The sequence below is a fragment of the Oceanobacillus oncorhynchi genome (genome assembly GCF_000821065.1).
Taxonomy (GTDB): Bacteria; Bacillota; Bacilli; order Bacillales; family Amphibacillaceae; genus Oceanobacillus; species Oceanobacillus oncorhynchi.
On sequence record NZ_CDGG01000001.1, the window covers coordinates 4290228 to 4307024 of the forward strand.

14 protein-coding genes are annotated in these 16797 nt (G+C 40.6%); 2 read left to right on the forward strand and 12 right to left on the reverse strand.

The genetic code is table 11. The features are described from left to right. The first annotated feature begins 217 nt into the window (after window positions 1–217). The gene (locus BN997_RS20580; protein WP_042535099.1) at window positions 218–1474 is read left to right on the forward strand and encodes an NCS2 family permease; all 1257 of its coding nucleotides are present in this window, start codon (window positions 218–220) and stop codon (window positions 1472–1474) included. 56 nt (window positions 1475–1530) lie between these two features. On the opposite strand, the gene BN997_RS20585 is transcribed toward BN997_RS20580, so the two are convergent. After that, window positions 1531–3189: a DAK2 domain-containing protein gene (locus BN997_RS20585; RefSeq protein WP_042535101.1), complete on the reverse strand. Its 1659-nt coding sequence runs from the start codon at window positions 3187–3189 to the stop codon at window positions 1531–1533. 19 nt (window positions 3190–3208) lie between these two features. Continuing rightward, the gene (locus tag BN997_RS20590; RefSeq protein ID WP_042535103.1) at window positions 3209–3571 is read right to left on the reverse strand and encodes an Asp23/Gls24 family envelope stress response protein; all 363 of its coding nucleotides are present in this window, start codon (window positions 3569–3571) and stop codon (window positions 3209–3211) included. 388 nt (window positions 3572–3959) lie between these two features. Between BN997_RS20590 and rpmB the strand changes: the two genes are divergently transcribed. Beyond that, window positions 3960–4148 carry a 50S ribosomal protein L28 gene (rpmB, locus tag BN997_RS20595; RefSeq protein WP_010649390.1) on the forward strand — a complete coding sequence of 63 codons (189 nt, stop codon included), beginning with the start codon at window positions 3960–3962 and terminating at the stop codon, window positions 4146–4148. A gap of 252 nt (window positions 4149–4400) precedes the next feature. Here the strand turns inward: rpmB and spoVM are convergent, their stop codons facing one another. From spoVM to coaBC, 10 genes are all read right to left on the reverse strand, one after another. Beyond that, the gene (spoVM, locus tag BN997_RS20600) at window positions 4401–4484 is read right to left on the reverse strand and encodes a stage V sporulation protein SpoVM (RefSeq protein WP_042535106.1); all 84 of its coding nucleotides are present in this window, start codon (window positions 4482–4484) and stop codon (window positions 4401–4403) included. Between the two features lie 123 nt (window positions 4485–4607). Beyond that, window positions 4608–5255 (reverse strand): thiamine diphosphokinase, encoded by a 648-nt coding sequence (locus BN997_RS20605; RefSeq protein ID WP_042535108.1) that lies wholly within the window; start codon window positions 5253–5255, stop codon window positions 4608–4610. After that, complete coding sequence (rpe, locus tag BN997_RS20610) at window positions 5252–5908, reverse strand: ribulose-phosphate 3-epimerase (RefSeq protein ID WP_042535110.1); 657 nt, start codon at window positions 5906–5908, stop codon at window positions 5252–5254. Before rpe ends, BN997_RS20605 begins: the two co-directional genes overlap by 4 nt. Before the next feature lie 2 nt (window positions 5909–5910). After that, on the reverse strand, window positions 5911–6792 hold the full coding sequence (gene rsgA / locus BN997_RS20615; RefSeq protein ID WP_042535112.1) for a ribosome small subunit-dependent GTPase A: 882 nt from the start codon (window positions 6790–6792) through the stop codon (window positions 5911–5913). Then, window positions 6793–9006 carry a Stk1 family PASTA domain-containing Ser/Thr kinase gene (gene pknB, locus BN997_RS20620; RefSeq protein ID WP_042535114.1) on the reverse strand — a complete coding sequence of 738 codons (2214 nt, stop codon included), beginning with the start codon at window positions 9004–9006 and terminating at the stop codon, window positions 6793–6795. Further along, the gene (locus BN997_RS20625; RefSeq protein WP_042535116.1) at window positions 9003–9764 is read right to left on the reverse strand and encodes a Stp1/IreP family PP2C-type Ser/Thr phosphatase; all 762 of its coding nucleotides are present in this window, start codon (window positions 9762–9764) and stop codon (window positions 9003–9005) included. Before BN997_RS20625 ends, pknB begins: the two co-directional genes overlap by 4 nt. A 400-nt stretch (window positions 9765–10164) precedes the next feature. Beyond that, on the reverse strand, window positions 10165–11511 hold the full coding sequence (rsmB, locus tag BN997_RS20630; RefSeq protein WP_042535118.1) for a 16S rRNA (cytosine(967)-C(5))-methyltransferase RsmB: 1347 nt from the start codon (window positions 11509–11511) through the stop codon (window positions 10165–10167). A gap of 7 nt (window positions 11512–11518) precedes the next feature. Next, window positions 11519–12460, reverse strand: a complete 942-nt coding sequence (gene fmt, locus BN997_RS20635) for a methionyl-tRNA formyltransferase (RefSeq protein ID WP_175297071.1) — start codon at window positions 12458–12460, stop codon at window positions 11519–11521. Window positions 12461–12969: 509 nt separating this feature from the next. Beyond that, a complete protein-coding gene (priA, locus tag BN997_RS20640) occupies window positions 12970–15378 on the reverse strand; it encodes a primosomal protein N' (protein ID WP_042535120.1) in 2409 nt (802 codons plus the stop codon). Beyond that, the gene (gene coaBC / locus BN997_RS20645) at window positions 15375–16583 is read right to left on the reverse strand and encodes a bifunctional phosphopantothenoylcysteine decarboxylase/phosphopantothenate--cysteine ligase CoaBC (RefSeq protein WP_042535122.1); all 1209 of its coding nucleotides are present in this window, start codon (window positions 16581–16583) and stop codon (window positions 15375–15377) included. The genes priA and coaBC overlap by 4 nt, the downstream gene beginning before the upstream one ends. Between the last annotated feature and the right edge of the window lie 214 nt (window positions 16584–16797).

The following is a 16797-nucleotide window of genomic DNA, read 5'->3' on the forward strand; positions in this document are numbered from 1 at the left end:
AATTGTTTTAGCTTTCCACTACTATTATAACAAAAATACGAGTTTCATTCACAATTTATTCATGAAAAAGCAACCATGCGTTCGAATCTCTTACAGTGATCTAGGCTAAATCCTGGGAATATTGACTTTCTGAACATCTTCTTATAATATTCAATTGTGGATAAAGATTTCATTCTTTATTGGGCGGGAGAGGGATAATAATATATTGAGGTTTCCTATGCAACAAAAAAATACGTTAAGAAAAGACATTGTTGCTGGTGTTATCGGTTATCTGACAACGGTATATATCGTCGTTGTAAATGGGAGCATCCTAAGTGAAGCAGGGCTTTCATTAGAAAACGGGATGATAGCAACCATTTTAGCGAGTTTTGCCGGCACTGTCATGATGGGGTTTTTCGGAAAACTTCCTCTCATCTTAATTCCTGGTATGGGGATTAATGCGTTATTTGCATTTTCAATTATTGGAAATAATGGATTTAGTTTCCATGAAGGTTTAGCTGTTGTCTGTTTAGCAGGACTATTATTTATGGTTACCGCCTTTACGAAGCTCAGCACCATCTTAAAAGAGGCTATACCGGACTCCCTGCAGCACGGGATAACAATCGGATTAGGGTTTTTCTTAATTCTGATTGGTGTTGAAAATAGCGGAATTGTTACAAGCGGAGAACAAACTGTCATTACAATCGGTGATTTTACTTCGCCAACTGTGATTGCAGGACTGATTACATTATTTGTTGCTATCTACCTGTTTGTAAAAGGGGTTCCAGCTAATTTTTTAATCACCATGATTGTTGGTACTTTCATTGCTATGGCATTCAATGTTCCGACAAATGGCGTTTCATCTGTAAGCTTTAACTTGGATGAATTACTATTTATTCCTTCATTTACAGCAATTGGCGACATCTCTTTTTGGCTATCTGTATTTACATTGACTTTAATTTTGATTTTTGAAAACATGGGTACACTATCCAGCCAATTAGATATGCTGAAATCACCTGAATCTTTTCAGAAATCTTATCGGATTACCGCAACATCTTCGTTTCTTTCTGGTATATTTGGGACATCGCCTACAATCTCAAGCGCTGAAAATGCAGCTGTGATAGCATCAGGAGGAAAGACTGGCAGAGCAGCGATAACTGCTGGTTTCTTATTTTTGGCTACGGTGGTATTTATTCCATGGATTTCCATTATTCCTGCAACAGCAATGAGCCCGATTCTAATTATTGTTGGATTCTTAATGGTTCAAAACATGAAATATTTGCCATGGAATCAATTTTCTGAATGTATCCCGGCACTGCTCATTATAGTGATGATTCCATTCACCTATAGTATTGGTGATGGAATGGCATTTGGTTTTATTGCCTATCCTATAGTGCAACTGGCTCTCGGAAAGAGAAATGAAATATCTAAGCCGCTGCTGCTCATATCCACTTTGTTTTTTATCGAGTTTGTTTTAAAGATCGTTGGTATATAAATAAAAGAAGCGTCCAGCCTGATTACAATATCAGAGTGGACGCTTCTTTATTTTTTTTACTCAACCGAGAAAATATAAGAATAGATAGGCTGTTCTCCGCGATGAACTTCAACTTCGATTTCATCATACTTTTCTTCCACATAAGCTTCTAATGCTTCGACTTCTTCTTCAGATACATCTTCTCCTGAAAGAATCGTTAAGATTTCACTGTCCTCCGAAATCATTTTATCAATCAGATCTTGAGCCGTTTCTTGTTTTTCCTTATGTGTTGTTACAATCTTTCCTTCATCAATCCCCATAAAATGCCCTTTAGCAATATCGATGCCATCAATTTGGGTATCCCTTACTGCATAAGTGATTTGCCCGCTCCGTACTTGCTTTCCTGCCTCTTCCATCACAGATTTATTTTCATCCAAAGATGATTCGGGATGGAATGACAGCATAGCACTGATGCCTTGTGGTATCGTTTTAGTCGGAACCACTCTAACATGGTCGCCGGCTAATTCTGCCGCCTGCTCCGCTGCCATTTGGATATTTTTATTATTAGGAAGGATAATGATTTTCTTTGCATTTGCTTTTTCAATTGCATCGGTAATATCCTTCGTGCTCGGGTTCATTGTCTGTCCGCCTTCAATGACTACGGCAGCCCCTAAGTTTTCAAACAGTTCCTTTAATCCATTTCCCATTGCTACAGTCACAATGCCATAAGCGGATTTTTCTTTTGGCGCTTCTTTTTTATCTCCGACAATTGCTGTGTGCTGTTCCCGCATGTTTTCGATTTTCAGATTAATCAAGCTGCCATACTGCTGGGCCAGATTTAAGCACGTGCCTGGAGCTTCAGCATGTACGTGCACTTTTACAATTTCATCATCCGCAACAACAAGGAGGGAATCTCCCCATTCACTTAATTCATTGCGGAAAGTCGTTTCATCAAAAGGATGATCTTTTAATTTTTCATCTTCTAATTTCACCATAAACTCTGTACAATATCCATATACAATATCCTCAGTATTCATGAAATCCTGAGTTACTTTATGATGTTCGGCATTGATCATTTCGTCCATTTTACCAGCAGCATCAGATTCTTCCGGCAGTTCTTCACCCTTTAGCGCAGCAAGAAAGCCTTCATAAATTGTCACCAGACCTTGACCGCCCGAGTCCACGACCCCTACTTCCTTTAAAACAGGCAATAGATCAGGAGTACGTTTTAACGATGCTTTTGCTTCTTTTAAAATTTCTTCCATGAATGCAATGATGTCCAAATTATTATCGGAAATTTCCATTGCTTTATTTCCGGTATCTTTTGCTACGGTAAGAATAGTTCCCTCTACAGGCTTCATAACCGCCTTATACGCTGCATGGACAGCCCCTTCAAAGGCTTCAGCAAAATCTTTTACATAAAGCTCTTTTTTTCCTTCACATGCTTTCGCAAAGCCGCGGAAGATCTGGGATAAAATCACACCAGAATTCCCTCTGGCTCCCATTAATAATCCCTTCGAAAAGGCACTTGTAACTTCATAAACCTTGTCTGTTTCCAGTTTCTTCACTTCATTTGCTCCAGAAGTGATTGTTAAGTTCATATTTGTTCCAGTATCCCCGTCAGGAACAGGGAAAACGTTTAATGCGTCAATTTTTTGTGCATTATTTGAAAGATGGTAAGCTCCGGTCAGCACCATCTGTGATAATAACGCTGCATCTATTTTCTCAACTGCCACATCTTCTCCTCCTTCTGCTCTATTCCTTTTCTACTCGGACACCTTGAATAAATATATTTACCGAATCAATTTCTAAACCTAAGGATTGACTAAGTGTATATTTTACCTGTGATTGCACATTATGTGCCACTTCAGAAATTTTTGTACCATAACTTACAATAATATACAAGTCAATATGTAGCTTCCCGTCTTCTTGACGCACGACAATTCCTTTTGAATAATTCTCTTTGCGCAGTATTTCTGAAATATTATCTTTAATTTGGCTTTTCGATGCCATTCCTACAATTCCATAGCATTCAACAGCTGTTCCACCAGCTATTGTTGCAATAACATCTGTTGTTATCGTAACGAGTCCATCGTTTGTATGCAACTCTATTGACATAACTACAGCTCCTTTTATTACAAAATATGTTTAATCGCTGTCCAAACAAACTGAAGGGGACGAGTTATCGTTGCCCACTTCCATTTAATCATTCGTTTTTCCACCATATATGGTTAAAATTATACTATACGCTCTGCCATTTTAAAAGAGAGCCTGCGAGAATTCGAAAACCTGTCCACTCAACCATTGCCTTCTATTCTATGCAGAAGAAAAACTCCATTATTACAATGGATGATTTTCATTCATCTGTCAAGCAATTTTTCTTTCACAGGATGTTCAAAAAGCACACAGACTTTAACGAATAAAAAAGATTCAATTGCAATATCGGGGAAGTTATGATAAATTAAGTTAGTGGTATACTGATTTTGGAATGTAAGGAGGGAATGACATGGCTAGAAAATGTGTTGTAACTGGACGCCAAACACGTAGTGGTAACCAACGTTCTCACGCTATGAATTCCAACAAGCGTAATTGGAAAGCAAATGTACAAAAAGTACGTATTATGGTAGATGGAAAACCGAAGAAAGTATATGTATCTGCTCGTGCATTAAAATCAGGCAAAGTAGAACGTGTATAATATACGAAAATATGTGCATATGCCTTAAAAACACCATGTTTTGCATGGTGTTTTTTTGTGTCTAAAAAAATTTTACTATCATTGGAGAAGTAATAAATACATATCATGGTTATCAGTTTCAGGTTTTTCTCCACAAAGAAATTATTTTCAGCTTTACTTTTTTTCTTAAATTATCTCTTTCAACTAAACGAATTTCTCTAAATTCCTCTAAAAAATAAGCTTTTGCCGTTAATGACAAAAGCTCGTTTACTATTACTTTTCTTTTTTAAATACACCAATAATCACTTTTACAAATCCGCCTACAAACTTAGGAAGCTTAATCGTATAAAATTTCATTTATAAAGGCCCTCCCTGTTTAACTATCCTATTTGCTCCTAAAGGATGTTCAAAAAGTCCGCTAAAAATGACGTATCGAACTTCTTAATCCCCTTTATCGTAATGTTGAACACTTATCATTAGTTAAACTGCATCATAACTCTTTACTAGTATTAGTATGCCTTTAGAGAAAGAAAAAGTACCTTTTTTTTGACTAAGCTCATTAGATATGCATAAAGATGATCCCCAATGTATCGTTTTATTTTCTAATGGGTATACAAATCCGGTCAATGTTAATCCGGCAGCCACAGGTGTAAATGCTAAAAAAGAAATATAAGAATATCCTTCCTCCTCCACTGAATAGCTGCCCGGCTTCAGCATTTCAATACGGTTCCCCTTATCAAGTATAACCGCACGCTTTCCTTGCTGTAATAATGGGTAAAGCAGCTGCAGATTCATTAATGCATGATCCAGCCTGCCCCCAGTTGCTCCAAACAAGTAAAATTCACTTGCTTCCTTCTTTTTTCCCGTCTCGATAGCAATCTCTAAATCCGTCTGATTCTTCATCACCGGGTGCTTATCAAAAAGCTCCGCATGTTTTTCAATAATAGCATATTCGCTTTCAGTGACAGAATCAAAATCTCCAAGTGCAATGTCTATCGTTATTCCCTGCTCTGCTAAATAAAGTGCCCCGCGATCAGCGCCAATCCAAAAATCCACTTCCTCTTGATAGGTTAACAGATTGGGTAACTGTTCTTTCGGACCATTACCTACAATGCCGACACGCGTCATTGTTTCTCTGCACTCTTGCGAATCACGTCAATGGCTGCTTTTCGGTCACGCTGATTAAAAATAGCACTTCCTGCGACTAATACATCTGCACCATTTTCCGTACATACAGGCGCAGTTTCCTCATTTACTCCGCCATCGATTTCTATTTCAAAGCTTAAGCCCATTTCTTCACGCCAGGAGGCTATCTGGGCAACCTTAGGGACAACTTCTTTAATGAAAGACTGCCCCCCAAAGCCTGGATTCACAGTCATCAATAAAACAAGATCCACTTCCGTTAAAACCGGCTTAATGGCTTCGGCTGAAGTGCCCGGGTTAATAACGACGCCAGGCTTTACACCATGGGAGCGAATCAATTGTAATGTACGGTGCAGATGCACACAGGCTTCTTGATGGACGGTAATGATAGATGCACTTTTAGCAAATTGCGGTATATATGCATCTGGATTTTCTATCATTAAATGAACATCTAACTGCAAATTTGTAATTGGTTTAATCGCATCTGCGATTAAAGGACCAATGGTAATGTTAGGAACAAAATGTCCATCCATGACATCAACATGAATATAATCTGCCCCGGCTTGTTCCACTTCTTTGATTTCTTCTCCAAGCTTGGCAAAATCAGCTGATAAAATAGAAGGTGCTATTTTTGTCATAATTAATACCTCGGCTTTCTCGTTTTAATTTCTTCTAGGAAACGTAAATAATGATCGTATCTGAAGTCAGCTATAGCTCCATCCGAAACAGCTGCTTTCACTGCACATTTGGGTTCTTTATCATGCAAACAGCCCCGAAATTTACAATCCGGCATATGAAGTCTGATTTCAGGAAAACACGGTCCCAAATCTTCCGGCTCTAAATCGGAAAACTCTAACGCACTAAATCCAGGCGTGTCCGCCACAAGCCCTTCTCCAATTGCCAGGAGCTCTACATGCCTTGTGGTATGCTTTCCCCTTCCAAGACTTTTTGAAATCTCAGCTGTTTCCAAATACAGATTTGGATCCAGTGTGTTTAATAACGATGATTTGCCGACGCCGGACTGCCCCGCAAAAACGGTCACCTTATCTTTAAAATAGGGCATTACTTCAGAAATCCATTCCGGCTCTTTGGATGATAACAGCTTCACTTCATAGCCGATCTCCTGATAGGCTGTTTGATATTCCTTAATTCTATCGATTTCTGCTTGCGCTATTAAATCCATTTTTGTAATAAGAATCAAAGGCTGAATATGCTTTGATTCTACAAGGACAAGAAAACGGTCCAGCAATAGCGGATTGAAGTCCGGAGAAGTTGCGGCACTGACAATTCCTACTTGATCAATATTCGCAATAGGAGGCCGAATAAGCTCATTCGACCTGTCTCTTACTTTCATAATGTAGCCTTCCACTTCATTACGAACTTCAAATTCCACAAAATCGCCAACTAGAGGGGTGATTTTTTTATTTCGGAATACCCCTCTGCCCCTGCAAGCATAAACTCCTTCATTTGACTGTACATAGTAGAAGCCGCTTAATGCTTTAATAATTCTTCCTACTGCCATCTACTCTTCCTCTCCATCATAGGATACAGTCCTTTCCGTAATTTCCTCGTCATCTCTGGTGATTCGATACTCGGCATCCGTTCCTGGCGCAATCGTTAATGTGAACGTCACTTCGGTATCTTCTGTTATTGTCTCTTCCCGATATACATCTGAAATATCGTTATTACTGTCACCTATATAGATTCGCACCGTTTGCTCCTCTGGTTCTGCCGGTTCTGTTTCTTCTTCATTCTCTGCATTTGCTTCTTCATTATTGGAATCTTCGTTATTCGAATCTTCATTATTTGTGTCCTCGTTCTCTGCATTCTCTTCATCTGATTCGCTGTTTTGCTCTTCGTCATTATTCCCGTCACCAGATGATTGTTCTTCGTTGTCTTCCTCTTGATTTCCTTCGTTCTCTTCTCCGCCTTCTTCAGCTGATTCCTCTTCATTATTAAGCGTATATGGAACCATATACGAAACAGAATGAGACCGCGGCGGTTCCTCTTCCGGCCCTAAAGAGAAATAAACATCAACGGTAGAACCTTTTTCAATATCTGTTCCTGATTCTGGAGATTGTCTGACAACAAGCCCTTCTTCGACATCATCTGAATGCTCTTCATGCTTATTCATAACCAATTCATTACGATCAACATAAGCTTGTGCTTCTTCTTCACTCATTCCTGTCAGGTTATTAAGGCTCACCATCTCTGGTCCAGCACTGACTTCAAAAATAACCTTCGTATCTGCTGGAACGACAGATGATTCCGGATCCGGCTGCACCTGCGAAATTATCTCGCCGACAGGCTGGTCAGAGTTTCTTTCAAAAGGTGTAATATCTTCAAAACCTTCTTGGTTCAATTGTGCTTCCACCTCTTCAAAATCTTCTCCGACAAAATCACCAAATTCCACTTGTTCTGGCCCTTGACTGACAAACAGAGTGATTGCTGCCCCTTCTTTAATTGTTCTTCCAGCAACAGGATTGGTTCTCTCCACATATCCGGCCTCAATTTCCTCCGAATTAACCTCTTCTATTTCAACTAGAAGATTTTGACTTTCCAGTGCCTCTCTTGCTTCATCTGCCGGTTCATTTACATAATCGGCTATCGTGACATCTTGAGGCTGCATCGCATACACAACCGCAGCAGTTCCGATACCGATAAGTAATAATAATAGAACCGATATCCAGATAATTTTTTTCTTTTTACTGGCAGGTTTCTTTTTCTTCTTTTCTTTTTTCTTTTTATTGTCATCATCCGGGTAGCTTTTTGTCGGCTCTGTATCCGCTTGATGAACTATCGTCCGTCCTGCTTCTGTATCATCCTCGGACAAATCATCGTCTGTAATAATTGGAATCGCTTTTGTCTCGTCGCCTTCTTCATCCGGAATCGTAAAAGGATCGTCATGTAATTTTTCCGGTGACAATGCAGTTTCAAGAGCTGCCTCAAACTGATAGACATCTTCATAACGATAAAATGAATTTTTAGCTGTTGCCTGCAAAACAATATTCTCTACACTCTGCGGGATATCCGGGTTGATTTCTTTCACAGACGGTGTATCACTTTGCAAATGCTTTAATGCAATAGATACTGGGGATTGCCCAGAAAAAGGCAATTTCCCAGTCAATAATTCAAACAATACAATACCTAATGAATAAATATCTGATTTTTTTGTTGCCATTCCGCCGCGCGCCTGCTCTGGTGACAGGTAATGAACAGAACCCAGGATAGAATTGGTTTGCGTCAATGCGGTTGCGCTGAGAGCCATCGCAATCCCGAAATCTGTCACTTTCGCCTGGCCAAAACGGTCAATTAATATATTTTGAGGCTTGATATCACGATGAATAATATCATTTTCATGTGCCAGCGCAATAGCAGAAGCGATCTGTTTCATGATATCCAGCGCTAGGGGAACCTCTATTGGCCCAAACTGCTGAATATACTCCTTTAAAGTCATCCCCTCTACATATTCCATAATCATATACAATACCTGATCGTCTTCACCGACGTCGAAGATATTGACAATATTCGGATGAGAGAGAGAGCTTGCAGATTGCGCTTCACGGTCAAAACGGGCAATAAACTCCTGGTCGTGTACATAGTCGGTACGCAATGCTTTAACAGCTACATCACGCTCAAGAATGGTATCTCTGGCGAGAAAGACATTAGCCATTCCGCCGCCGCCTATTTTTCTCTCGATTCGATAACGGTCATTTAGTAAGTGTCCCGTGTTCATGCAGGTTCACCTGCCTCCGAGCCTGAACCGTCATGTGTTATCAAGATAAGCGATATATTATCTTCTCCACCGCGCTGATTCGCTAAATCAACAAGTTGGCGACCTATCTCATCCATCTCGTTATCTGCCGTAATATGTTGTGCTAATTCCGTTTGACTGAGTTTATCTGACAGACCATCTGAACATAGCAGCAGCCGGTCTCCCGCCTGCCATGTCAGCGTCTTTACATCTGTATCAACTTTGGCGTCTGTCCCCAGCGCACGAATAATGTAATTTTTATAAGGATGGACCTCAGCATCCCCCTCTGTAATCTCGCCTCTTTTTACAAGCTCATTTACAAAGGAATGATCCTCTGTCAGCTGTTCAACCTGACTGCCTCTGGCAATATACAAGCGGCTGTCCCCAATGTGGGCAATCGTAAGGGAATCTCCTATTATCACTACGGCTACAAGGGTTGTCCCCATCCCTTCCAGCTGCTTGTTTTCTTGCGATTTCTGAAAAATTTGTTCATTTGTTTCTTTAATTGTTTGTTGAAACCACTGTTCAATCTCATCTGTGTTTTCAACTTGTTCGGTTTCTTCCCATCTGTTTTTAATATTATCAACAGCCAGCATACTTGCTACATCACCTGCTTGATGACCTCCCATGCCATCAGCAATAATGGCAATTGGCTGCTTGCTTTTATTTTCAAAAACACCGCCTGCATCTTCATTATGATTGCGAACTTGTCCGCAATGCGTTAAGAAAAGTCCTTTCAAGAGCTACTCCCCCTTTACAAATCCAAATATATATCCTTCTCAAATAATACTGATTACTTTTCGTAAATGAATGTCCACAAATAAGATAAAGTGAAACTTCATTTCGCGGGGCTTTTCTCCTCCACGAAATGATAATTAAACTAATCAGACTGTTACTTACTGCTGAAGTCCCGCTTAGAATTTTCGATTCTCTCTTCTCGAATCGGGAATCTTACAAAAGTCCTTCAGTGGGACGAGTAATCGCAGTCCCAGTCAATAACACCTTGATAAAACCGGATTATGCGTTTTTCATTATTTAAATATCCGTATAGACTTCTTTATAATTATGGCACATTCTTCCGTAGATTAAAACTATGCATTCTATAAGTTAAATGAAACTTTTTCCTCTAGTAAACATCCTTTACCTATTCCGTTTGATTCTTGTCAGGAAAAATCCATCTGTCTGAAAATCTTGGGGGAATAGTTGTAATCCTTCTGATGACCAGCCTGGCGCTTGTTTTAATTGTTCGGAAAGGTCCTCTCTAAAGGAGAGGTCCACACTAAATCCATCATTTTTTTCTAAAAATTTCTGGATTACTTGGTTATTTTCTTCTTTGTCAACTGTACATGTGCTGTAAATAAGCAGCCCATCTGGTTTTAAAAGTTTTGCTGCAGCCTGGACAATATCCAGCTGAATGGCTGCAAGACGTTCAATATCTTGCACCTGTTTTTCATATTTTATTTCAGGCTTGCCGTTAATAACGCCTAAGCCGGAACAGGGAGCGTCGATAAGAATCCGGTCAAAGCTTGCTTCTTCATACTTTTCATTCAGTTTTCTGGCATCCCCTTGATGGGCAGATATCGAATGTAAATTCAATACAGCTGCTTTTTCTTCGATTAATTTCACTTTTTTCTGATGCAGATCATAGGCGTGAATATCTCCTTGATCTGTCATTTTCTCTGCAATATGCGTTACCTTTCCCCCCGGCGCACTGCATGTATCCAACACTTTCATACCTGGCTCTAATTTTAATGACTCCGCCGCAAGCATGGAGCTTTGGTCCTGTATAGTTACGAACCCCTCCTGCAAAAGATTTGTTTTAAAGATATTTCCTTTTTCAATCAAAATACCCTGTGGTGAAAATTGGGATGCTGATACCATGAATCCTTCTCTTTCAAGCTGCTCTATAACCGTTTCACGATTTGTTTTCATAGGCTGAATCCGGATAGACATAGGGAAATGCTTTAAATTTTCATGGCACATTGCTTCGGTTCGTTCTTTGCCATACATTTCTATCCATCTTTCAACAAGCCAGAGCGGATGGCTTGTCTCCACTGAGATTCGTTCCACAGGATCCTTTATCAAGGATAGGTCCGGCAGACCGTCCCGCTGCATACTGCGCAATATTCCGTTCACGAAAGAAGCAATCCCCTTATGACCGCGTATCTTAGCAATTTCAACGGATTCGTGAAGCACAGCATGATCCGGAATTTTTTCTAAATACACCATCTGGTATACAGACATTCTTAACAGCTGTTTCACCCATACATCTATTTTTTTCTTATTTTTGATAAATGGTGCTAGATAATAGTCAATGGTTATTTGATTTTGTATAGTGCCATAGACTACTTCTGTAAGTAATCTTTTATCTTTTTCAATTAAACCTTTTTGCTTTAATTCCTGATTTAACAGCAGATTGCTGTATCCTTTATCTTTTTCAATCCGAATAAGAACATCAAGCATGGTTTGTCTCAGTTGATATTTCATAATTATTTTATTCTCCTAGTATGACGCCGATTTGAATCCTGTCCTGAGAAGCCTGCAAATAATCTTTTACGTTCATGCGCTTCTTTCCGGCAGGTTGAATCTCCGTTATCTTTATACTTGTTTGCTGTCCGCACTGCACTGTAAAAGAAGAACTGTCCTTCGAGATAATTTCCCCCGCCGGTTTGGACGATGAGCTTTCTGCTGCTTCTTCTCCCCACCAGATTTTCATTACCTTGCCTTGATAGGTAGTAAATGCAACAGGCCAAGGGTGGAGCCCTCTTATTTGATTATAAATCTCTGCGGCGGGTTTATTCCAGTCAATCTTTTCTTGTTCCCGTTTAATGTTTGATGCGAAGGTTGCTAATGCTTCGTCCTGCTTCTGAGGTGTTATTTTAGAAGCAAATAAATCAGGCAGGGTTTGAATAAGCAAGTCTGAGCCAGCTTCTGCCAGCTTATCATGCAATGTTCCGACATGATCGGTGTTTTCTATCTCTACTTCTACCTGCGTCAGGATATCTCCCGCGTCCAGTTTTTCCGCCATATACATGATGGTTACTCCTGTCTTCTGCTTCCCTTGTATAATGGAATAATGAATCGGCGCACCGCCGCGCAGTTCCGGAAGCAGGGAAGCATGTACGTTTATTGCTCCAAATGGTGCTATATCCAGCACCTCCTTAGGCAGGATTTGCCCGTAGGCTGCCGTTATAATCAGGTCCGGCTTTGCATCTGCCAGCGCTTGAAAGTCATTCTTTAGCTTTTCAGGCTGAAATACCTCTATGCCATGTTTTAAGGCTTCTTCTTTGACCGGAGTCGGGGTAATAACTTTTTTTCTTCCTTTCGGCCGGTCCGGCTGGGTTACAACAAGCACAACTTCATAGTTATTTTCGATAATTTTTTGTAAAACAGGGACAGCAAAGTCTGGTGTCCCCATAAAAACGATTCGTTTCAAATTTATTCCCTCATTTCCTTCCAGTTATATAAATTGAAATTAATAGCTACCGCTACAGAAAAACACTACGCTTTCCGTGGGCTTGAGCTCAGCCTCCTCGAAAAAAAGAAGTTCGCTTTTTTTCTGCGGGGTCTTCCCTCCGCGCTTTCCCACAGGAGTCTCCGTGTTTTTCTTCCGCTAGTTACTGTTTTCAATCATTATTTCGTCATTTTTATAAAAAAAATAAAGTGTAATTTCTTACTTCAATTTATATAGATTAAATTATGTTCAAAAAGTTCGATAAAAAGGACCGAGAAGATCGAGGCAGCGCAGCATTGAGTAGCGGAACGTATGCTTATAAATACGTGAGCAACTCTTTTAATGGGGCGAGTAATCGCAGCCCCAACGGAAATGCAAGCTAACGAGCTTTCACAGGATATGGTGACTTCTGCGTTGTCCACAGGACGTGGACGTTCTTAGTAGAAGTTCCTTTTTTTCCATGTCATTTTTATTGGACTTTTTGAACCTCCTCACATCATATAATACGGCTGCATATCGATGAACAACTGCAGCGTCTGCTTCCGTATCTCATCAGCATATGCCGATTGAATTTGTTCTAAATAGTTTATTAAGTCAGGTTCATGCTTGTATTTTATCATGCACTGATACCGATATCTATCTTTTATCCGTGCAATAGTGGAAGGTGTCGGGCCTAAAATAGTTGTTCCAGGTGACACAATCTCACTCAGCTGCTTTACAATCTCCCCCGTAACCTGTACGGCCCGGGCATGATTTTCATGCGATACGGTGACTAATACAAGGAAAACAAACGGCGGATATTGAAATGCTTTTCGGACAGCCATTTCATGCTGATAAAAATCTAAAAAATTGTGGCCGGCAGCATATGTCACACTATAATGCTCCGGCGTATAGGTCTGCACAATTACATTACCCGTGAGCTCATGTCTGCCTGCTCTACCGCTTACTTGCGTCAATAATTGAAAAGTACGCTCGGAGGCACGGAAATCAGGAAGATGCAGCATCGAGTCTGCTGATAACACTCCGACCAATGTCACATCTTTAAAATCCAAGCCTTTGGCAATCATCTGTGTCCCTAGTAAAATATCTGCTTTCTTCTCTGAAAACTGTTTTAATAATTTTCCATGAGAACCCTTGCGTCTCGTTGTGTCCACGTCCATCCGAATCACGCGAGCTTCCGGCAGAAGCTTCGCCAGGGACTCTTCCACCCGCTGGGTACCTGTTCCAAAGTAGCGGATAGAATCACTTTCACAGGATGGACAATGTGCTGGAACCGCCTGTTCGTAGGAACAATAATGACATTTAAGCCGATGTGAGTTCTTATGATAAGTTAATGCAATATCACAATGTGGACATTCGGATACATGGCCGCAATCGCGGCACATCACAAACGTCGAATATCCTCTGCGATTTAAGAGCAGTACAATCTGTTCTCCACGCTCCATACAAGCCTTCATATTTTCCATCAGCGACGTAGAAAACATGGTCCGGTTGCCGGCATGCAGTTCTTTGCGCATATCGACAATCTCAACACTTGGCATTTGCTGCTGATTCGTACGGCTGGCAAGTGTTAACAGTTTGTAGACACCTTTTTTAGCTCTGGCATAGCTTTCTAACGAAGGCGTTGCACTGCCAAGCACAACCGGACAGCGATGACTGACCGCTCTTTCTATCGCAACGTCCCGGGCGTGATACCTTGGCTGGTCTTCCTGTTTGTAGGTTGTTTCATGCTCTTCATCAATAATAATAATACCAATATTTGAAAAAGGAGCAAATATCGCAGAGCGGGCACCGACAACCACTTGCACCTGCTTTTGCTGAATTTTTCTCCACTCGTCATACTTTTCTCCGGCAGAAAGACCGCTATGCATAACTGCTACACTGGATCCGAATCGGCCTTTAAAGCGGCGGACCATCTGCGGCGTTAACGAAATTTCCGGAACAAGAACAATCGCCTCCTGTCCTTTTGAAATCACATGCTGGATTGATTGCAGATAAATTTCTGTTTTACCGCTTCCGGTAACACCATGTAATAGAAATATATTATCCTCTTGATTCTCAATAGAGGCCATCACCGGTTTGATGGCCTCCGCCTGTTCTTCCGTAAGTTCGAATGCTTCTGTCTGTTCAATTGGCTGATTCTTATAAGGATCACGGAATACTTCCTGCTGAAATGTCTTTACAATCCCTTTGGATACCAACGTTTTCACAGTCTGAGCAGAGGTGCCTAAAGTTTGAATTAATTTCGCCTGTTCGATCGGCTCCGGATACTCAATAAAGAATTGAATCAGCTCTTTTTGTTTTTTTGCCTGCTTGGATAAATCCTCTAACGCCTCCATGGCACGCATTTCTGATACATCCAATTGCACCATGGTCAGCTGTTTTTTCGTAATTCTTGACTTCACATGATAGTAAATCGTAATATTTCCAGCTTCTATTTGTTTTTGTAATTGATAATAGCTGATAGAAGAAGCTGTGAATTCTTCAAATGAAATGGATTCTCTGCCTGCAAACAAATCCTCTAATTCCGGGCTGAGAAATTCGTCTGTCTCCCGTACCAAATCCTTCGTGTACTGGGATTTTAATACCTGGGGCAGCATCGTTTGAAATACGGTAATATATAAGCTAAGTGTTTTTTTGGCGACTGATTTCCCCAGCTGGAGCAGTTCCTCTGTTAAAACAGGTGTTATATCTAACACCTCATGCAGTTCTTTTACTTTTGATAAATGTGTTTCCTTCTTTAATTGGACAACAAACCCCATAATCTTCCGCGGTCCAAATGGCACAGTGACGCGCATACCGGGAGTAATGATTTCATGATATTTTTCTGGAACTAAATAGTCGTATGTTTGATTCGTTGCACTTGTCGGCACATCAACGATGACACTGGCAATCTTCAAATGGAATCATCCTTCATATCTTGTAAAATACAATCTAAGAGCTGGACTGCTATCTGTTTTTTGGTGGCCTGCTTCAATTCAATGACCGATTCCGCCTTATTAATGTAGGAAACAATATTTGTATCTCCTTCAAATCCTGCTCCCTCACGGCTGACATCATTGACAACAATAGCATCTAAATTTTTCTTCTTCCGTTTTCCCAGTCCATATTCAATAGGGGTGTCTGTTTCTGCAGCAAATCCGACTAAAAATTGATTTTCTTTTCTTTCTCCAAGTTTTTTTAGTATATCCTCTGTCCGTTCCAGAGTTATTACATCATCGCCTTCTTTTTTCTTCATCTTAGATGTTTGTACCTCTTTGGGACGGTAATCGGCTACCGCAGCTGATTTGATGACAATATCTTTATCAGCAAACTGCTCGTTCATCGCATCATACATTTCCTTGGCAGAAACAACATCGATTCGTTTTATCGATGGATGCTGCGCCTCTATCGACACAGGTCCCGCAACTAACGTAACATCTGCGCCCCGTTCTGCAGCTGCTTCAGCTAAAGCAAAACCCATTTTTCCGGAGGAACGGTTGGTGAAGAAACGTACCGGATCAATCATTTCCTTTGTCGGTCCGGCAGAGACAAGCACCTTTTTCCCCTGCATATCGAGTGTTCTCTGCTGATGACGTTCCAACACAGAAATAATTTCCTGGGGTTCTTCCAGACGGCCTTTTCCGACATAACCGCAGGCTAAATAACCATCACCCGGCTCGATAAAATGGTACCCCCACTTTTCAAGCTGTTTCATGTTTTGGATAACAGCCGGATGATCATACATATGCACATTCATTGCCGGAGCAATATATACCTCAGCCTGCGTTGCCAGCATGGTGGTGGAGAGCATATCATCTGCCTGCCCATGGGCCATCTTTGCAATAATATTCGCTGTTGCCGGAGCAATAATGGCGATATCCGCCCAGTCCGCCAAATCAATATGCGCTATTTTCTTTGGATTTTTTTCATCAAAGGTATCTGTATACACTGGATTTCTTGTTAATGCCTGGAAGGTTAACGGTGTAACAAATTCCGTCGCACTTTCTGTCATGATAACCTTCACTTCCGCACCAAGCTGTGTCAGCTTACTTGCAAGCGCACTTACCTTATAGACAGCAATACCGCCTGAAACACCTAAAAGTATTTTTTTCTGATGGAGCATGGAAAACATCCTCTCTATGATTTTTCTTCACGTATTCGTATGCTAAATAAGCATTTACATTTAAAAACATATTTCAACATTTTTTTATCTTCTCTATACATAGTTATAACATATAATAGGCTTTCTCTGCCGAATGAAGGCTTGGAAAAGAGGCCGGGCAAAATTTAAAACAACTCCGCTGCAAATAGAAAAACCTCTGCACCCCGAACAATTC